19 protein-coding genes and 1 tRNA gene are annotated in these 18,786 nt (G+C 62.3%); 10 read left to right on the top strand and 10 right to left on the bottom strand.

The window, feature by feature from the left end; translation table 11 throughout:
- The first annotated feature begins 16 nt into the window (after positions 1-16).
- Together P3C39_RS27140 and P3C39_RS27135 are read left to right on the top strand one after the other, a co-directional pair.
- Positions 17-1,240: a GNAT family N-acetyltransferase gene (locus P3C39_RS27140; protein ID WP_275954686.1), complete on the top strand. Its 1,224-nt coding sequence runs from the start codon at positions 17-19 to the stop codon at positions 1,238-1,240.
- Positions 1,241-1,244: 4 nt separating this feature from the next.
- Entirely contained in the window at positions 1,245-2,081 is an 837-nt protein-coding gene (locus P3C39_RS27135; RefSeq protein ID WP_013532218.1) for a GNAT family N-acetyltransferase, read from the top strand.
- Between the two features lie 46 nt (positions 2,082-2,127).
- Here P3C39_RS27135 and P3C39_RS27130 read toward each other — a convergent pair whose 3' ends face one another.
- Positions 2,128-4,398 carry an exopolysaccharide transport family protein gene (locus P3C39_RS27130; RefSeq protein ID WP_275954687.1) on the bottom strand — a complete coding sequence of 757 codons (2,271 nt, stop codon included), beginning with the start codon at positions 4,396-4,398 and terminating at the stop codon, positions 2,128-2,130.
- A 260-nt stretch (positions 4,399-4,658) separates the two neighbouring features.
- On the opposite strand from P3C39_RS27130, the gene P3C39_RS27125 reads away from it, so the two are divergent.
- From P3C39_RS27125 to P3C39_RS27100, 6 genes are all read left to right on the top strand, one after another.
- The gene (locus P3C39_RS27125; protein ID WP_013532220.1) at positions 4,659-5,222 is read left to right on the top strand and encodes a polysaccharide biosynthesis/export family protein; all 564 of its coding nucleotides are present in this window, start codon (positions 4,659-4,661) and stop codon (positions 5,220-5,222) included.
- Positions 5,223-5,232: 10 nt separating this feature from the next.
- Positions 5,233-6,363, top strand: coding sequence for a glycosyltransferase family 4 protein (locus tag P3C39_RS27120; protein ID WP_275954688.1), 1,131 nt, complete (start codon positions 5,233-5,235; stop codon positions 6,361-6,363).
- A gap of 94 nt (positions 6,364-6,457) precedes the next feature.
- Complete coding sequence (locus P3C39_RS27115; protein ID WP_013532222.1) at positions 6,458-7,993, top strand: undecaprenyl-phosphate glucose phosphotransferase; 1,536 nt, start codon at positions 6,458-6,460, stop codon at positions 7,991-7,993.
- Complete coding sequence (locus P3C39_RS27110; RefSeq protein ID WP_275954689.1) at positions 7,990-9,246, top strand: O-antigen ligase family protein; 1,257 nt, start codon at positions 7,990-7,992, stop codon at positions 9,244-9,246. Before P3C39_RS27115 ends, P3C39_RS27110 begins: the two co-directional genes overlap by 4 nt.
- Before the next feature lie 307 nt (positions 9,247-9,553).
- Positions 9,554-10,321, top strand: coding sequence for an outer membrane beta-barrel protein (locus P3C39_RS27105; RefSeq protein ID WP_275954690.1), 768 nt, complete (start codon positions 9,554-9,556; stop codon positions 10,319-10,321).
- A gap of 354 nt (positions 10,322-10,675) precedes the next feature.
- Positions 10,676-10,752: transfer RNA gene (locus tag P3C39_RS27100), tRNA-Pro, on the top strand.
- A 129-nt stretch (positions 10,753-10,881) separates the two neighbouring features.
- On the opposite strand, the gene P3C39_RS27095 is transcribed toward P3C39_RS27100, so the two are convergent.
- Together P3C39_RS27095 and P3C39_RS27090 are read right to left on the bottom strand one after the other, a co-directional pair.
- A complete protein-coding gene (locus P3C39_RS27095) occupies positions 10,882-11,343 on the bottom strand; it encodes a YbaK/EbsC family protein (protein WP_275954691.1) in 462 nt (153 codons plus the stop codon).
- A gap of 187 nt (positions 11,344-11,530) precedes the next feature.
- Complete coding sequence (locus tag P3C39_RS27090) at positions 11,531-12,115, bottom strand: helix-turn-helix transcriptional regulator (RefSeq protein ID WP_275954692.1); 585 nt, start codon at positions 12,113-12,115, stop codon at positions 11,531-11,533.
- Here P3C39_RS27090 and P3C39_RS27085 point away from each other — a divergent pair.
- Positions 12,096-12,710, top strand: a complete 615-nt coding sequence (locus P3C39_RS27085) for a hypothetical protein (protein ID WP_275954693.1) — start codon at positions 12,096-12,098, stop codon at positions 12,708-12,710. The two genes, P3C39_RS27090 and P3C39_RS27085, sit on opposite strands and share 20 nt — an antisense overlap.
- Before the next feature lie 541 nt (positions 12,711-13,251).
- On the opposite strand, the gene P3C39_RS27080 is transcribed toward P3C39_RS27085, so the two are convergent.
- The 7 genes from P3C39_RS27080 to P3C39_RS27050 all read right to left on the bottom strand — a co-directional run bounded on the left by P3C39_RS27080 (position 13,252) and on the right by P3C39_RS27050 (position 17,989).
- Positions 13,252-13,554 (bottom strand): hypothetical protein, encoded by a 303-nt coding sequence (locus tag P3C39_RS27080; protein ID WP_013532229.1) that lies wholly within the window; start codon positions 13,552-13,554, stop codon positions 13,252-13,254.
- Between the two features lie 85 nt (positions 13,555-13,639).
- Complete coding sequence (locus tag P3C39_RS27075) at positions 13,640-14,179, bottom strand: MerR family transcriptional regulator (RefSeq protein WP_063167770.1); 540 nt, start codon at positions 14,177-14,179, stop codon at positions 13,640-13,642.
- A 125-nt stretch (positions 14,180-14,304) separates the two neighbouring features.
- Positions 14,305-14,628 carry an integration host factor subunit alpha gene (locus tag P3C39_RS27070; RefSeq protein WP_013532231.1) on the bottom strand — a complete coding sequence of 108 codons (324 nt, stop codon included), beginning with the start codon at positions 14,626-14,628 and terminating at the stop codon, positions 14,305-14,307.
- A 103-nt stretch (positions 14,629-14,731) separates the two neighbouring features.
- The gene (locus P3C39_RS27065; protein ID WP_024504674.1) at positions 14,732-15,703 is read right to left on the bottom strand and encodes a beta-ketoacyl-ACP synthase III; all 972 of its coding nucleotides are present in this window, start codon (positions 15,701-15,703) and stop codon (positions 14,732-14,734) included.
- 9 nt (positions 15,704-15,712) lie between these two features.
- Positions 15,713-16,783 carry a phosphate acyltransferase PlsX gene (plsX, locus tag P3C39_RS27060; protein WP_275954694.1) on the bottom strand — a complete coding sequence of 357 codons (1,071 nt, stop codon included), beginning with the start codon at positions 16,781-16,783 and terminating at the stop codon, positions 15,713-15,715.
- A 112-nt stretch (positions 16,784-16,895) separates the two neighbouring features.
- Positions 16,896-17,444 (bottom strand): DUF177 domain-containing protein, encoded by a 549-nt coding sequence (locus tag P3C39_RS27055; protein ID WP_027162417.1) that lies wholly within the window; start codon positions 17,442-17,444, stop codon positions 16,896-16,898.
- Entirely contained in the window at positions 17,441-17,989 is a 549-nt protein-coding gene (locus P3C39_RS27050; protein WP_275954695.1) for a ubiquinol-cytochrome C chaperone family protein, read from the bottom strand. The genes P3C39_RS27055 and P3C39_RS27050 overlap by 4 nt, the downstream gene beginning before the upstream one ends.
- 114 nt (positions 17,990-18,103) lie before the next feature.
- Here P3C39_RS27050 and P3C39_RS27045 point away from each other — a divergent pair, with 114 nt between their 5' ends.
- A complete protein-coding gene (locus P3C39_RS27045) occupies positions 18,104-18,616 on the top strand; it encodes an outer membrane protein assembly factor BamE (RefSeq protein ID WP_013532236.1) in 513 nt (170 codons plus the stop codon).
- Positions 18,617-18,786: the final 170 nt, after the last annotated feature.

Genomic DNA, 18,786 nt, shown 5'->3' with positions numbered 1-18,786 from the left:
CCCTAAGGATTGAGGTATGGTTGACGCAACTGCGTCATTTGACGGCAATCGGCTTGCGGCAACCGAGGCATCGTCGCGCGCCTTGCCACGGGACCGTGCCGGCCTGTCGATCTCGGTGGCGTCCACGGACGGACTGGCGGCCTATGCCGAGTTCTGCCGCTCGGCTCTGTTTGGTCCGGCGCAGGGTGCTGCCTGGATCCTGAACTGGGCGGCCGAGACACGACCGGACCTGCTCGTCGCGACGCTGAGTGCCGAGGGCAAACCGGTTTTTTCGCTGGCGCTGGAGGTTGCCTCGAAGGGGCCGTTCCGGATCGCCCGCTTCATGGGTGGGCGCCACGCCAACGGCAACTTCGTCGCCGCGGACCCGAACTGGCTGGCCAAGGTGGATATGCCGGCCCTCCGATCGGTGCTGGCGGCCATCGCCGAGGCACGCCCGGACATCGATCTGGTCGCGCTCGAGCGGTTGCTGCCCGATCTCGACGGCGTCGCCAATCCGCTCGCATCGCTTGACCATTTTTCCAGCCCCAATCTGTCGCTGGCCGTCGATCTCGCCGGCGGCTTCGATGCGCTGCTTTCTCGCGCTAGTGGCAAACGCAAACGCAAGAAGCACCGGTCGCAGATCCGGAAATTCGAGACCGTCGGCAGCCACCGGCGCATCGAGGCCCGCACCCCGGACGAGATCGACAGGCTGCTCGACGCCTTCTTCGAGATGAAGGAACTCCGCTTCCGCAAGATGGGCATCGCCAACGTCTTCGGCGACGCGCAGGTGCGCGGCTTCTTCCGCGCGCTGTTTTCGCAAGCACTTAGCGAGGACAAGCCTTCCTTCGTGCTGCACGGGCTCGAGGTTGCCGGCAAGCTGCGCGCCATTACCGGTTCAAGCCGCTCGGGCAAACGCCTGATCTGCGAATTCGGAGCGATCGCCGAGGACGATCTCGGGCACGCCAGCCCCGGCGACTTCCTGTTCTTCGACAACATCCAGGAAGCCTGCGAGACCGGTTTCGAGGTGTATGACTTTTCGGTAGGAGATGAGCCTTACAAGCGGCTGTGGTGCGATATCGAAACGCGGCATTTCGAAGTGCTGGTCCCCTTGACCGTGAAGGGCCGCATGCTGGCGCTGACGCTTCGGCAAGGCGCGCGGCTGAAAGCCTTCGTCAAGAACAGCCCGACGATCTGGAAGCTGACCAAGGTGCTGCGCCGCAAAGCCGCCGGCCAGGCGGCGCCCTCGGAAGAAGATAGCTAACGCAATGACGCCGATCATCCGCACACTGTCCCTGCAGGAACTGGCGCTTCTCGTCGACTGGGCGGCCGCGGAAGGCTGGAACCCAGGTCTTGAAGACCCGGCGATGCTCCAGGCGGCGGACCCCGAAGGCTTCATCGGCGCCTTTGTCGGCGACGACATGGTCGCGGCAATTTCGGCCGTGGCCTATGGCAGCGAATTCGGCTTCATCGGCCTCTACATCTCCCGGCCTGACATGCGCGGCATGGGCTACGGCAAGACGGTGTGGGACGCCGGCATGAAAAGGCTTGCAGGCCGGACCGTCGGCCTTGACGGCGTCGCCGAGCAGCAGGCCAATTACCGGCGCAAGGGCTTCGCGCCGGCCTACGAGACCATCCGCTTCACCGGGCGCAAGGCAGGCCCGGCGGCCAGGGCCGATGGGTTGCGGACGATTACAACGCAACTCCTGTCCGATGTCGTCGCCTATGACGCCCATTGTTTTCCGGCGCCGCGGCGGGCCTTCCTGCAGCGATGGCTGCAAGAACCGCATCATGGGTTGGCGGCAATCGGTTCGCGCGGCGTCACCGGCTTTGGCGTGGCGCGCCGGTGTCGATCTGGCTTCAAGATCGGCCCGCTGTTTGCCGACGACATGGAAATCGCTTTGCAACTCCTGGAGGGACTGGCCGGTGCCTGTGAGGGCGGCGAGCTGCATATCGACGTCCCCGCCGATAACACCGGTTTCATAACTGCGCTCGATGCGGCCGGCTTTGCGCCGACCTTCACCACCACGCGCATGTACAAGGGGCCTGCCCCGGAACTGGACCTGCAAAGGGTGTTCGGCGTAACGACCCTGGAACTGGGCTAGATCGGGCGAACCGCTGAACGGCTCCGCCAGGCGATCCGCGGCTCTCTCAGGCGGCGGCAGTGCGCCGTCCCGGCACCGGATTGCCGGGCGGTTCGTGGCCGAGCGGCGTCACCAGCGTCAAGTCGGGATAGCCGTTCTCGATCAGTTTGACGGCAGCCTGCGTCACCTCGTCGTCGGCCTCCAGCATGGAGAGAAAAACCTCGGTGGCGTCGCCGGTCAGACGGCCGATGCCCTGCGCGTCGGCTGGTCCGCACTCGACCACGACCAGGTCGTAGGCTGTGGTCAGTGACTGCATGATGATCGGCAGCCGGTCGGCGGCGCGCATGGCGCGGACCGGATCGGCGGTTCCGACCGGAATGACGTGACAGTCCGAGTAGAGATCGGCATGGATGACGTCACTGAACTGCGCTTCCGAAGCGAGCAGGTTGGTGATGCCGGGAAAAAGTCCGCTGTCCAGCATCGGCCGCGAGGCGGCCCCCGACGCGGTGAGGTCCAGCAACAGCACGCGCAGCCCGGCGTCGGCGACTTCGCGCGCCACCAGGATCGCCGATGCAGCCGCCTCGTCGCCTTCCGGCGAGACGAATATGGCGCGCGCCGCACCGCTTGAGATCAGCTTTTCGGCAGCCCTTTCGATGTCGATCTCGCCCAGGGTGGAGCGCGCCGGTTCGGGCTCGACAGCCGTCTGCTCTGTCGCCGCCGTAGCGGGCATTGCGACCACATCCGGCGCCTCGGCCATGGCCGGCATCGCAGCGGCAAAAGGCTCCGCATCGGCTTCATGCGCACGTTCAGGCAGTTCCTGGTGAATGACGGATTCCTGGAAGACGGCAGGCTCGTGGCGGACAAATGGCTTGGCGGCTGGCGCTTGCGCCACATGGGGCATCGCGACCTCATCGATCCGTTCGAAACGGGAACCGCTCGCCGGCCGCATCGCGCGGCCTGAGAACAGCTCCCGCAGAAGCGTCACGATGGCCATGATCAGCAGCGATGCGGCGAAAGCCGCGCCGACGATCGGCCCGACCTTCGGGAAATAGGCCTCGGAGGGAACCGACGCCTTCGAGGCGATCCGGGCGTCGACCGGCAGATAGTTGCGGTCCTGGCGCGAAGCGGCTTCGCGGTAGTTGGTCAGGTAGAGTTCGAGTTGCTGCCGCTTGGCGGTCGCGTCGCGCTGCAGTGCGTCGAGGTCGACCTGTTGTTCGCCGGCCTGCGCCGAAGCGGCTTTCAATGTGTTGACGTCGGCGACGAGCTGGTTCTCGCGGGCCTTTGCCGTCTCGGCCTGCATCAACAGGCCTTTCATGATCTTCTGGGCCTCGCTGCGGATCTGCGCGTCGAGATCGGACAGTTGCGATTTCAGCGCGCGAATGCGCGGATGATTTCCAAGCAGCGTCGTCGACAGATCGGCGATGTTGGAGCGCAATTCGACCTGTCGCTCACGCAAGCGCTGGATCAGGTCCGATGACAGAACCTCCGGCACTGCGTCCAGCGAACCGCCATTCTGCAGCGCCCTGCGCACACCGTCGGCGGTCGCTTCGGCCGCAGCGCGGTTGGCGCGCACTTTCGACAGTTCGCTCGACAGTTCCGAAAGCTGCTGGGTGGCCAGCACCGAATTGTTGCCACCCATCAGAAGATCGGACTGGGCGCGGTAGGCGGCGACCTTCGCCTCCGCATCCTTGACCTGCCGCTGCAGGTCGGCGATCTCGGGCGCCAGGAAGTCTGCCGCGGCGCTGTTCGATTCGAGCTTGGCCGCCCCTTGCCCCGCTATATAGGCGGCAGCGATGGCGTCCGGTATGGCGGCCGCGAGCTTGGGATCTTCCGATGAGAACTCGATGGCAATGATGCGGGTCTTCTCGACGCCGTAGACGTTGAGCTTCTCGTGCATTTTCTTGAGCACGCGCTCTTCCGTCGGAATTTCCATCGGGTCGCTTTTCAGCCCGACCAGGACCAGAGCGCGGCTCAGCGCCGACATGTCGAGCGCTTCATTGAACTCGGGCAGTTTTTCCAGCCCAAGCTTTTGCGAGACCTGCTTGAGGATTTCGTTGGAGGAAATGATCTGGACCTGGGTGGCGACGCCCTGCTCGTCGAGAATAGGCTTGTCGGTGTCGTTGTTATTGCTGGCCGGCCGCGTGTAGATGGATTCGCGCGGCGCGATCTCCACCTGCGTCTCGGCCTTGTAGTGCCGGGTTGCCAGTGAGACGAAAGCAAAGGCCAGCCCGGTCGCCAACAGGACGACGAGGCCTATACGCAGCCAATTCCTCGCCAGGCTGGCGAAGAGCTGCCTGAGATCGACATCGACATCTGCGGCCGCGGACTGAACGGACATGCATCCCTACTCCGATACTGGGTCAGCACGCACCGTAAACAACTATGGTAACTCAGCCGTTAAGATCGCGGTAAGTTTCCGTTAGGGTTTACTGGCGGGCGACAAACAAAACCGCCAGAAATCGCAAAAACTCTTGCCGATGCGCCACGTGTCGGCCGCTCCCTTTACCGGCCATTAACCCTAACAGGATGATAACGGGCCTCGATCCCTGATGTTTGCTGCGACGCCGCAGCGGCCCAGTCGAAGGTACTTGTCCGGTCATGAAAAGCACTGCTTCCCTGTTTCGCGCGCTGCTTGCCGTATCGATGCTGGCTGGCTGTTCCAGCTACCGGCCGACGCCGGCCGCCTTCCATGAGGTGCTCGATCAGCCCTACCGTCTTGGCGCCGGCGATCGCGTCCGCGTCACCGTGTTCGAGCAGGACGGGCTGACCAACACCTACAGCGTCGATCAATCCGGCTATCTCTCCTTCCCGCTTGTCGGCGCCATACCGGCGCGCGGCCACACCGCGCAGCAGATGGAAAAGGAGATCGCCGACAAATTGCGGCAAGGCTATCTGCGCGATCCCGACGTTTCGGTCGAGATCGACCGCTACCGGCCGATCTTCGTCATGGGCGAAGTGGGTGCCGCCGGCCAATACTCTTACGTCCCCGGCCTGACGGTGCAGAAGGCAATCGCCATTGCCGGCGGCTTCACGCCGCGCGCCAACCAGGAAAGCGTCGACATCACCCGCGACATCAACGGCAAGGTGATGACCGGCCGCGTGGTCACCTCCGACCCGCTGCTGCCGGGCGATACGGTCTACGTCCGCGAACGCCTGTTCTGACAGATACCAAGTGGCGGACAGGCTCAGGATCGTCCATTGCTTTCGCTCACCCGTCGGAGGAATTTTCCGGCATGTGCGCGACCTGACCGAGGCGCAGGTCGCCGCGGGGCATTCCGTCGGCATCGTCTGCGATTCGACGACGGGCGGCGCGTTCGAGGAACATCTGTTCGAGCAGATGAAGAACATGCTGGCGCTCGGCATTCATCGCACGCCGATGCAGCGCCACGTCGGTCCCGGCGACCTTGCCTCGGCCTGGCGCACGTACAGGATCATCAAGGAATTGCGGCCGGACGTACTGCACGGACACGGCGCCAAGGGTGGCGCCTATGCCCGTCTGTTCGGCTCGTTGTTGCGGGTATCAAGGTCTCGCGTAGCCCGCCTTTATTCGCCGCATGGCGGCTCCCTCCACTATGACGAGAACACGACCACCGGAAAGCTGTTCTTCGCGCTCGAGCGCTTCATGGCTCGCTTCACCGACTATCTGCTGTTTGTCTCGGACTATGAGCGGCGGACCTATCGCCACAAGGTCGGCGAGCCGCCCATTCCCAACACCTTGGTCTATAACGGCCTGCGCGCCACAGAATTCGAGCCGGTGATCACCGCCCCGGACGCAGCCGACCTGCTTTATATCGGCATGATGCGCGACCTGAAGGGGCCGGACATCTTCATCGACGCATTGGCGCTCGCCGGCCCACGGTTCGGCCGCGCGCTGACCGCGGTGATGGTCGGCGACGGCGACGACCTACCGCGTTACCACGGGCAAGTGAAACGCCTCGGGCTCGAGCGCCATGTCCGCTTCCTGCCGCCGATGCCGGCCAGGGAGGCCTTTGCCCTTGCCGCGCTTATCATCGTTCCTTCGCGCGCCGAAGCCATGCCCTATATCGTCCTGGAAACGCTTGCCGCGGGAAAGCCGATGATCGCAACAGCGGTCGGCGGCATTCCGGAGATATTCGACACCGGTTCCCTTGCCCTGATCCGACCTGACCCGATCGAGCTCGCCGAAAGGATGAGCCAGGCGCTGGCCGACCCGGCCGCCTATCGCGATCTGATGCCGGATGGGGCCGACCTCAAGGCACGCTTCGGCGCCGATGTGATGGCCGCCGACATCGAGAACGCCTATTTCGCCGCGCTCGACAGGTAGGCGCAGGACCAAGCCGTTCCAAAGCCGTATGTTGTTTCAAGGGTTTCTTAGCTCTCTTTTGCTATGACCGAGGGGAAGCTTGCGGAAAGCCCTCATGAACGAGATCGACCCCGCGCGCCGCTTTTCAGCAGAGGCGGTGCGTAAATTCGACGGCCCGGCCGATGGCGACACGCCAAGCGGCATGAACGATGTCGCGCGCCAGGTCGCCTCGCAGTACCGGCGCGATACGATGTCGCCGATCATGGTCAGCGGCGTCCTGCGCATGGTCGAATTCGGCTTGCTGTTCCTGTCCGGGCTCGCCGTCTATTTCCATTATGTCGGGTTCTTCAATTATCTCGCCTGGCAGTATCCGGTAACGATCGCCGCCGCGTCGTTCCTTGCCGTGGTGCTGCTCGACGTCACCGACTGCTACCAGATCGTCGCCCTGATGCGACCGATCGCCAATTTCGGCCGCGTGCTGCTGGTCTGGGCCGGCACTTTCGCCCTGATGGCGCTGACGGCGTTCGTCATGAAGATGTCGGAAAACTATTCGCGCCTTTTGTTGGGCAGCTGGTTCGTCATCGGCTTCGTTCTCATCTTCGGCCTCAGGCTGGTAATGTCGAAGCTGATCCGGGCCTGGGCGCGCGATGGCCGCATGGAGCGGCGCGCCGTCATCGTCGGCGGCGGCAAGGCGGCGGAAATCCTGATCCGCTCGGTCGAAAAGCAGCCCTACAACGATATCCGCATCTGCGGCATCTTCGACGATCGCGGCGACAAGCGCTCACCGCCCATCGTCGCCGGCTACCCCAAGCTCGGCACCATTTCGGAACTGATCGAATTCGCCCGCATCGCCCGTATCGACATGCTGATCGTATCGTTGCCGCTGACCGCCGAATCGCGCGTTCTGCAGTTGCTGAAGAAGCTGTGGGTGCTGCCGGTCGACATCCGGCTTTCGGCGCATTCCAACGCGCTGCAGTTTCGCCCGCGTGCCTATTCCTACATCGGCGCGGTGCCGATGCTCGACATCTTCGACAAGCCGATCAACGACTGGGATTCGGTGGCCAAACGCGCCTTCGACATCGTCTTCAGCCTGATCGGCATCGTCGTGTTCTCGCCGGTGATGCTGGCGACCGCCATCGCCATCAAGCTCGACAGCAAGGGGCCGGTTCTGTTTCACCAGAAGCGGCACGGTTTCAACAACGAGATCATCGAGGTCTACAAGTTCCGTTCGATGTATACGGACAAGGCCGACCCGACCGCCAAGCAGACCGTGACCAAGAACGACCCGCGCGTCACCCGCGTCGGCCGCTTCATCCGCAAGACCTCGATCGACGAGCTGCCGCAGTTCTTCAATTCGCTTCTGGGTTCGCTATCGCTGGTCGGCCCGCGTCCGCACGCCATCGCCGCGCAGTCGCATAACCTGCTCTACAACGAGGTCGTCGACGGCTATTTCGCCCGCCACAAGGTCAAGCCCGGCGTCACCGGCTGGGCGCAGATCAATGGCTGGCGCGGCGAGATGGACACCAACGAGAAGATCCGCATGCGCACGGAGTATGATCTCTACTACATCGAGAACTGGTCGCTGCTGTTCGATTTGCGGATCCTGTTCCTGACGCCGCTCCGGCTGCTCAATACGGAAAACGCCTATTGAGCGCGATCGCCCATGATCTGCCGCGCGCGGCGGTCAACGCCAAGCTGATCGCGCTGATTTCGTCGGGCGCGGTTTTCCTCGGCATTCTGCTGTCCGGCTTCGTCATCAGCGAGCCGGCGCCCTATGAGCTCTACATGGCCGGGCTGATTGCCATCTGGGCGCTTTTCGGCTTGCGGATTTCCCGCGCGGCAACGCAGCTGCTGGTGCTGCTGGTGACGATGAACATCGGCGGCATGATCTCCATGACGCAGATGGCGGACCTCGCCAACACGCCGCTCTATCTCGCCGTCTCGCTGTTTCTCGCCTTCAGCGCAGTGTTCTTCGCATCGATCACCGCCGTACAGCCGAACCTCTACCGATTGATCTTCATTGCCTATGTGGTTTCGGCCGTGGCGACCTCGCTGCTTGGCATTGCAGGCTACTTCCACGCCTTTCCGGGCGCCGAGATGTTCACCAAATACGACCGCGCCGCCGGCGCCTTCCAGGATCCGAACGTGTTCGGCCCGTTCCTGGTGCTGCCCGGCATCTATCTGCTCTATCTGCTTTTGACCGGACCGGTGACACGCATGCCGCTTTTGGCGGTGCCGCTGCTGATCATCACCGCCGGCATCTTCTTTTCCTTCTCGCGCGGCGCCTGGGGCATGTTCGCGGTTTCGGCCGTCCTGCTCACCGGCTGCCTGTTCCTGCAGAGCGCCAGCGGCATGTTCCGGCTGCGCGTGGTGGTGATGACGATTGCAGCACTGGCGCTGCTGGTCGTCGCCATGATCGTCATCCTGCAGCTGCCCGGCGTGTCGGAGATGTTCTCCAACCGTGCCCATCTCGAGCAGAGCTATGACACCGCCCGCCTCGGCCGCTTCGCCCGCTACGGCATCGGCTTCCAGATGGCGATGGAGCATCCGTTCGGCATCGGCCCGCTGGTCTTCGGCACGATCTTCGGTGAAGACACCCACGACATCTGGCTGAAGATGCTGATGGATTATGGCTGGCTCGGCTTCGTGTCGTTCCTCGCGCTCGTCTTGTGGACGATAGCAGCCGGCTTCCGCATCCTGCTGCGCGACCGTGCTTGGCAGCCCTATCTGCTGTGCGCCTATGTCGCCTTCATCGGCAATATCGGGCTCGGCACCTTCATCGACATCGACCACTGGCGCCATGTCTACCTGCTGCTCGGCCTAATCTGGGGCGCCATCGCGCTGGAATACAGGCACCAGCGGTTGTTGCAGCCTGCCTTGCAGGGCTCGCCGGCACCGGCATAAAAGTCGCGGGAGTGAGAGCGCTTCACGTTGGCCTTCGGTGGAGATCCGGCCCGCTCTACATCACGACGAAGACAGCTTCGAGAGCTTCCCGAATGGATTTGCTACCCGAATACGAAGTTTCTGATGGGTTTCCTGACTAGGCGCTCTACATGCGCTTTACTCGGCTTCATTTGCGCTTTGAAGCGTCAGGCCAGTGTAGATCGAGTGCTCGACGGACGGTTGGTCCATGGCAAAAATATGCGGCTGTGGCAAAAACATCACATAATTTCATTTCGCTCCCGGCTATTGTTGTTCCCGAGGGAATTACTTGGGTTGGGAGAAATACGTGAATAGATTCTTAGCAGTTCTCGCGGTTGCCGCCCTGTCGGCAAGCACCGCGTCAGCAGCAGACATGTTGGCCCCGGTTGCGGGGTCGGCCTATGACTGGAGCGGCCTCTATGTCGGCGGCCATCTCGGCGTTGCCAATGGTGACATCACGGCAACGGATATGACCGAACCAAACGGTGGGTTCTTCACCGACCTCGTTCCGGCGGGAACAGAAGGATTTGACTTCAACAAAGCCGGCGTAGCCGGCGGTATCCATGCAGGCGCGCAATGGCAGTGGGGCCAATGGGTTCTGGGCGGCGAGGCGACCTGGACAGCAACGGGCATCCGCAAGACCATCACCAGCCCCTATTTCCCGGACAGCGACACCGAGACCGCCAAAATCTCGAATTATGCCACGGTCTTCGGCCGCGTCGGCTACGCCTTCGATCGCGTGCTGATCTATGCCAAGGCTGGTTATGCCGGCGGCAAGGTGGATTTCCGCGCCCGAGACAACGACGCCCTGGTAACCTACGAAAAGAATGAGTGGCAGAACGGCTATGCGCTCGGCGCTGGCATCGACTATGCCCTTACGAACAACCTCTCGCTTGGCGTGGACTACACCCACGTTGACCTCGGCCATAAGACGAGCACGGGCGACAACGTGTTCGATGATGGCACTCTCGGCGACAATCCCGAGACCTATCGCACAGAGGCAAAGGTCGATGCCGTGATGGCCCGGCTAACCTACAAGTTTGGAATGGGTCAGTAGTGCATCGACATCATTTTCGCGGATCAGATCTAGCGTCAGGGGAGCTCGTCAGCGCTCCCCTTTCCTCGTAGCCTACATATTCCTTCGAACATTCTGGCGATTGAACGAAGTCTTGAACTTCTTTGGGCAATTGCAGCCTAGAGCGGTGCAGGCTATGCCCTTCCAGGGCAAGACAAAGCACGTAGTGTGTCCGCCCTCGGTGACCGGAACCTAAGCAGCACTTGCGGTATGATTTGTCGGTGTGACTTTCGGTCACCAAAGGCACACCGGGACACCGTCTGTTCCCATTTCACCAATTTCAGCGAATTCGCCTCTTGCTTCTGAACCCTTGAGAATATAGGGCTTTCCGCGGTCCGGAGTGTAGCGCAGCCCGGTAGCGCACTTGACTGGGGGTCAAGGGGTCGTCGGTTCGAATCCGGCCACTCCGACCATTTTAGAAGCAGGACTTGCCCCCAAAAGTCCGCCTTTCCAGATGCCCGGTCAGTCTGGCCAAATCTCGGATCGGGACAAAATCCCGGAATGTATTCTCAATCGCCTTGTTCGAACTTCGGTTGGGCCCCCTACCCCTGGCACACATCCACCCACTCAGCGCCGATTAGCTCAACCATCCTCTGCGGGCTGATCCGCACCGCCGCATTGGTGGCGCCTGCCGCGGGCACGACCTCGTCAAATTCGCGCAGCGATACGTCGCAATAGACCGGCAGCGGCGCCGGCAGGCCGAACGGGCAGACGCCGCCGACCGGGTGGCTCGTCGCTTCGACAACTTCCGCCGCGTCGAGCATGCGCGGCTTGCCGCCGAACTGGTCCTTGAACTTGCGGTTGTCCAGCCTGGCGATGCCGCTGGTCACCACCAGCATGGTGCGCTCGCCGACGCGCAGGCAGATCGTCTTGGCGATCTGCGCCGGCAGCACGCCATGCGCCTCGGCCGCCAGGGTCACCGTCGCCGAGCTCGCCTCCGTGACGATGACGTCGATATCAGGCGCGTGGGCGGCGAAGAACGCACGAACTGAGTCCAGGCTCATATCGAAAAACCCATGGTTCAAAAACTTGAAGGACGGCGGATTGCTGTCCAGCAGCCGGGGCCGCCGCGCATATAAGCACGCGCGGCATACAAATCGGCAAGCGCCAGGCTGAAGCAGACGCTGCGGCAGGTACAAAGAAACCCGCCAAGAGGGCCTTGGCGGGTTCTCTGGAATGCCTGGTGCGGGTCTACGCCAGCGATCGACCTTGCGCCGCCGGCGGCGCAGCCGGGGTGATCAGAGCTTCCTGGGGAAGGTGAAGCGCGGACACAATACGACGCAGCTTCGACGGATCGGTCACTCTGCCGCTTTCGATATCCTCAATCTCGTCCACCGCCAGGCCGCATGTCAGGGAGAGCTCTTCCACGCTGTAACCGCGGGTCTCCCGCATCGCTCTGAGGGTGTTGTAATCTGGCCCGCTCCCGTTGGTTGCCGGTTCGGAGTGGGGTTCGCTTTTCGCATTATGGGGCATTGGCAACTCCATGACTGAAAGAGTTTGATCAAATGAGGAGTGTTGCCTGAGACGGTCGGGAAGATGCCCTCTCGCCAGCGATTTGCCAAGGGCCAAAAGGGCCGTCACGGGATCGTGAACCGGGTGCCTGGCGCGGCCTCTGGCGCACACGTCGCGATCAAGTTGTTTTGAAGGCCTGATTGGCCTTTTGCCGGCAGTTTCGCCGCGCCCATTCGTTATCTCCGGGTCGCTGGCGCGAAACCATCCGGTTCCAGCCAGTTCTTTCCCGGAAGGATTTTTTGCAATGAACTTGAAGACAGTCATGGTCGTGCTCGGCACGATTTCCAGCCTTTCCGTCGCCGGCGCGGGCGCCGCCCAAGCCGCAGGCGCGCTTCGTGTGCGCGGCACGGTGGTCAGTTTTAAGCCCACGCTGCTCACCGTGAAAACCCGCCAGGGCGATACCGACGCGATCAAGCTCAAGGCCGGCTGGAAGATCTCGGGCGTCGCCAACGCCTCGGCAACGGGCATCAAGCAGGGCGATTTCCTCGGCATTGCCTCCGTTTCGAAAGCGGATGGCGGCAGCGGCGCCCTGGAGGTGGTGGTCTTTCCGGCCGCGCTGAAAGGCACCGGCGAGGGTGACCGCCCCTGGGACCTGCAGCCAAACAGCCGGATGACCAACGGCACCGTCGCCGACGTTACCGATATAAGCGGGCGATCCGTCACGCTGACCTATGACAATGGCCAGACCAAGAAGATTTCGATTCCCGACACCACCCCTGTCGTCACCTTCGCGCCGGCGACGCCGACCGACCTCAAGCCGGGTGCGACGGTCTTTGTCACCGCTGAGCGGGGCAGTGACGGCGCACTGAGCGCCAGCCGCGTCGTGGTCGGAACCAACGGCGTCGTGCCGCCGATGTAGTCGGACAGGCGGCCAATGGCCGCCTCTCGATCTTGCCGTGCATGGTGGCGGGAGGCTGGATTGGGCAGAAACAGTCCAGAAACAAAATTCTACAATCGGGAAATACTGACGAAAAAATTCAGGCGCGTAATTCCATTCGCGGCGGCCGGGCTATCGCCCCGATCCATATGCGCCCGCGAAACAAAAGGAAACGATCCATGAAGAAGTCCCTCCTCTCGGCCCTCGGGCTTGCAGTTGCATTGGCTTTCACGGTGCCCGTCATCGGCGCGACGAGTGCGGATGCGGCGCCGATGGCAAAGCATCATCGTCACCACCATCATCATCGCCACCATGTCCGCCATCACCATCATCACCGCCACCACCACCATGTGATCGGAAACAAGGCCTAAGCACCGCAGACTGCCACCGAGAAAACCGGCCTTGGCTTCCTGTCCAAGGCCGGTCGTCCCTTGGCATTGCGGCGCGTCAGCTCGACACGATTTGGGCGCACCAAGTTCGTCGAATGACGGCGCCAGCTATCTCCAACATCAGAAGCACCGCCTCAGCGCCGGCTGAACAGCAGACTGGCGACAAGACCGAGCACCACAAGGCCGACAGCGGCGGCAGCCGCCGGATGGTCGCGGGCCGACCTCTCGATCACCCTGCCCTGTTTGCGCAGTGCCGGCATGGCGTCGCGCAGACGCCCCGCAAGATCGGAATAGGTGTCGAAGGCTGCATCGCGACCGTCCTCGTAGTAGGCGCCGCCTCGCCTTGCCACAGCCCTCTTCAAGCTGGCCAGTTCTTTGGTGAGAGCCGCGACCTGCCTGTCGAGATCGATGTCCGAGAGGGTCGAAAATGATGCCATGATGTGTTTCCTTCACTTGCAGAAGGAAACGTAACGCCTCACCGGAAGACGGGTTCCGGTTTCGAACTATCGCGTCGGACTGCGGTCAGCGCACCTGATCAAGCAGGCGCTTGCATTCCAGGAGGTCGAACAGCGCCTCCTGCAGCAAGGCCCTGTTGTCGCGCGAGAGTTTCGATGCATCCGGCTGCACCGGGCCGTCCTCGTCGCTCTTGCCCAGGCCGAAAAAGCGACGGCTGGGTTTGACGCGCGGCTGGCCGACCAGTTCGTCGTCCATGCTGCGCGGCTGGGCCGCCGGCGTCAGCGGCACCTGGTCAGCCTGCCTTCGCTGCGAGATCGCCTCGACGGCGGCCATGTCGCCATTGCCGATGGCAACCAGGAAATGGTTGCCGTTCTCGCGCAACAGCTTCTGCACGCCCTTGATGGTGTAGCCCTGGTCGTAGAGCATATGGCGGATGCCCTTGATCAGCTCGACATCCTGCGGCCGGTAGTAACGACGGCCGCCGCCGCGCTTCATCGGCTTGATCTGGTTGAAACGCGTTTCCCAGAAGCGCAGCACATGCTGCGGCAAATCGAGATCTTCGGCGACCTCGCTGATGGTACGAAAGGCGTCGGGGCTCTTGTCCATGGGCGAATCCTCACGCTGGACGATGATCCGGCCTAGCTGCCGAATCGGGGCTTATTTCAGCGGTTTATGAAGCAATATTCAAGCCCGGCGTCATGGCGGTGGCGGTTTTCAACCGCGCAGTAGGATTACTTGCCGCTTTTGGCCTTGCCGCTCTGATGGGAGCGCAAGATACGGCTCTTCAGCACGTTGGACGACTTGAAGGTCATCACCCGACGCGGCAGGATCGGCACTTCCTCGCCGGTCTTGGGATTGCGGCCGATACGCTCGTTCTTGGAGCGGACGTGGAATGTCGCGAAGGACGACAGCTTCACCGTTTCGCCGCGCACGATGGCTTCGCAGATTTCATCCAGCACCGCTTCGACGAGTTCGGCCGATTCAGTGCGCGACAGGCCGACCTTCCGGTAAACTGCCTCGGCAAGGTCGGCGCGCGTAAGTGTCTTTCCCCCCATGCGACCGTCCCATCAGCTCAAAACATAAAATTCGGCACAACAACGGCAGAGCCTAAGTAATTGATCCGTCAAGGTCAAGGACCGAAACTGGACCGTTCGGCACTTACCAGCGAACCAGGACAGCGCCCCAGGTGAAGCCGCCACCCATCGCTTCCAGGAGGACGAGATCGCCCTTCTTGATGCGGCCGTCGGCAACGGCCACCGACAGCGCCAACGGCACGGAAGCAGCCGAGGTGTTACCGTGCAAATCGACCGTAACCACCACCTTTTGCTCAGCTATCCCGAGCTTCTTGGCGGAAGCGTCAATAATTCGTTTATTGGCCTGGTGCGGCACGAACCAGTCGAGATCCTCGGCTGAGATACCGGCTTGCGCGAACGTCGCCTCGATGACGTCGGTGATCATGCCGACCGCGTGCTTGAAGACTTCGCGGCCCTCCATCCGGAGATGGCCGACCGTACCCGTCGTCGACGGCCCGCCATCGACAAAAAGCTTGTCCTTGTGCGTGCCGTCGGAGCGCAGGCTGGCCGCCAGAACGCCATGGTCGGCGATCGTGCCCGCGCCCTCGCCCGCTTCCAGGATCATGGCACCGGCGCCGTCTCCGAACAGCACACAGGTCGACCGGTCGCTCCAGTCGAGAATGCGCGAGAATGTTTCGGACCCGATCACCAGGACACGCTTGGCCAGGCCGCCGCGGATGTAGAGATCGGCGGTGGTCACGGCATAGACGAAACCCGAACAGACCGCCTGCATGTCGAAGGCAAAGCCGTGATGCATACCGAGCCGGTTCTGGATCTCGACGGCGGTTGCCGGAAACGTGTTGTTGGGCGTCGAGGTCGCCAGCACGATCAGATCGATGTCGGCGGGCGTGAGGCCCGCATTGGCAAGTGCGGCACGTGCCGCCGCTTCCCCCAGCGAAGCGGTCGTCTCGTCATCGCCCGCGATGTGGCGCTGGCGAATGCCGGTGCGCTGGGCGATCCACTCGTCGGAGGTCTCGACCATGCCTTCGAAATCGGCATTCTTCATGATTCGGCGGGGCAGCGCGGCGCCCGTGCCGCGCACGACTGATCTGATCAAAGTTCTTTCCTATTCCTTTGCGTCGGTGACGACGTCGGATTTCCTAGATGACAGGGCGCGCGGGTTGCGCGCATGAAACAGGTCCAGATCGGCCTCGATACGGTCGAGGAGGTTGTTGCGGACCATGTCATAGCCGAGTTCGATCGCGGCGGCGAACCCGTCAGAATCAGCACCGCCATGGCTTTTGACGACGATCCCGCTCAGCCCCAGGAAAACGCCGCCATTGGAGCGGCCGACATCCATCTTTTCGCGCAAGCGGTTGAAGGCGCCCTTAGCGAAGACGTAGCCGATCCTGGCCATCAGGGTGCGGCTCATCGCGGCGCGCAGATAACCCGCTATCTGGCGCGCCGTGCCTTCCGCGGTCTTCAGAGCGATGTTGCCGGCGAAGCCCTCGGTCACCACAACGTCGACCGTGCCCTTGCCGATATCGTCGCCCTCGACGAAACCGTGATAGTTCATCGAGGCCATGTTGGCTTCGCGCAGCATGCGCCCCGCCTCCTTGACCTCTTCCTGGCCTTTGATCTCCTCGACGCCGACATTGAGCAGGCCGACGCTGGGCCGGGCTATGCCGAAGACCGAGCGCGCCATGCCGGTGCCGAGAATGGCAAAATCGATGAGCTGTTGCGCATCGGCCCCGATGGTCGCGCCGACATCCAGCACCACGCTTTCGCCGCGCAATGTCGGCCAAAGGGCTGCGATCGCCGGGCGATCGATGGTGGCCATGGTGCGCAGGCAGAATTTCGACATCGCCATCAGCGCACCGGTGTTGCCCGCGGAAATGCAGGCGTCGGCCGTGCCGGCCTTGACCGCTTCGACGGCCTTCCACATCGATGACTTCCAGCGGCCGTGGCGCAGCGCCTGGCTCGGCTTGTCGTCCATCCTGACCGCAATTTCGCAATGGAAGAATTCGCTGATCTCGGCAAGCTTGGGAAATTTGGCGAGCTCCGGGCGCACGACCTCCTCACGCCCGAAGATGACGAAGCGGATGTCGGGACGACGGGTCGCGACCGTCATGAGCGCTGGAACGACCACGGCTGGTCCGTGATCGCCGCCCATGGCATCGATGGAAATCCTGATCACGCGGTATTTGTCTCACGGTTAGGCGGCAGGTCGTTTAGCGACCGCGAAGGTTCGGCGAAAATAACGGTTTTGGGCTGCCACACAACCGACTTTTCCGTCGCGGGCGAGCTTTTCAGGATTTTCCCAGCAAGGATCGCAGTTTTTGCTGAAATTCATTCTCCGCCGGTTCGGTCTCGCTGCCGGCGTTGAGCGATGCGCCCTGCTTACGCGGATAGGGGTCGATGGCGAGCCCGAAATACTGTTCGGCGAGTGCCCCGACATCGATCGTGTCACCGGAAAATGTCTCTGGACTGTCAGGGCCTTCCGCGTCGAGCAGGATCTCGCCGCCACCATCGAAACCCTGCCGTCCAAGCTTGGAATCCTCGGGCAGCAGCAGCGCTTCGACCGGTTCGTCGATATGCGCTTCGACAGGCTCGAGCGTGACGATGCAGGCCTGGGTGATGTCGGCTTCGACACGACCGCTTATCTTCACGCCATTGCGCTTCCACGACGCGACCAGAAGCTCGGCGCGATAGGATTCGACCGAAATCAACCCGTGCTCCTCGGCCAGTGCCGCACGCTGTGCGGCATCAGCTTCGATAACCAGCGGCAGGCCCTTTTGCGGCAGGCGCGTGATGTTTGCACGGAAGGAGACCGGGCTTTGCGGGTCCACATGCTTCATTGTTCAACCTCCTTGGCGGCGGGAAAGGTCAGCGTGCCGGAGACAATCGATTCGGATGTCTGCGCGACCAGATGATTGCGCGCGTCGGTAACATAGTTGGCCAGCAGCGATGCTTCCAGCCAGGCGCCCGCGTCGGGCCGGACATTGCGGGCAAGAGCCGCGGTCAGCGCTTCATGGTCGTTTCTTTCCAGGGCATCGTCATAGGCAGCGGTTCGGCCATAAAACATCTTTGCCAGCTTTTTCATGCGTTTGGGCACGCCAACGTCGCCAATGCCCAATTCCCGCAACGAATGGTCGACGTCGAGGAAGAACTCGTCGATCAGCACCTGGGCGACCTCTTGCGCCGCACCGCTCTCACCGCGCAACCTGTGCTGGAACAGGAACATGTGCAGCGACAGCATCTCGAAACGGCCAAGCGGCGTGTCTGGCACATTCCAGTGGGAATAAAACACCGTCTGCCGCGCCGCCGCCACGATTTGTGCGTAAAGCGCCTCGGTGATAGCGCGGTTGGCGTAGCGTTCGCGGCCAAAAAAGCGCTGGAACATTGGGGATGGTCTCCTGGGGACCGTTTGTTGAAGTGGGCTTGTTGCATCGGCAAGCAAGCTGGTTTACCGGTTTCGCGGCCCAGCGCAAGTTGCGGCCAGCTAATGGAGTTGTTGTTGCGCGCGCTGAATTTCAAGTCGACCTTCTCGTCCAGGCCCGCCGGCGCGATCTCGCTGCTGATGATCGTTTCGGCACTATCGGCCTGCCACACCTCCAAGATGATCGGCGACCTCAGCCCGAGTGAGACGCTGACGCAAGGTTACGTCATAGACCAGCAGGCAATCGACCTGGTGCCGGTCGGTTCGAGCCGCGAGCAGGTGCTTCTGGCACTCGGCACGCCGTCGACGACCGCGACGTTCGACAACGAGGCCTTCTATTACATTTCGCAGACGCGCAAGCGCTACGTCGCCTTCGACAAGCCACGGCTCATTGATCAGCATGTGCTGGCGGTCTATTTCGGCGCCGATGGCCGCGTCACCCAGATCGCCAATTACGGGATGAAGGACGGCAAGATGTTCGACTTCATCTCACGCACCACACCGACCGGCGGCAAGGACCAGAACTTCCTCAGCCAGATCATCAACGGTGCCAGCAAGCTGGCACCTAGCATTCCGGGCGGCGGCGCCTAATTCCTTTCGGCTTCCATTCCTGGAGCCTCATCATCTCAGGCGACCAAAAACCCGCGGGAGCGATCCTGCGGGTTTTTGTTGTGGCCTCGATCAGGGCAAGATCCCCGTATGTTTGCCGGCGATGCTTAAGCCGTCAAAACCCAAGCCGGTAGATGAGATACCGGCGCATT

Origin of the sequence: Mesorhizobium sp. XAP4 (genome assembly GCF_029269325.1) — a bacterium.
Taxonomy (GTDB): domain Bacteria; phylum Pseudomonadota; class Alphaproteobacteria; order Rhizobiales; family Rhizobiaceae; genus Mesorhizobium; species Mesorhizobium ciceri.
Note: the sequence above shows the minus strand (reverse complement) of the source record. Positions and strands in the feature narration are given on the sequence as shown.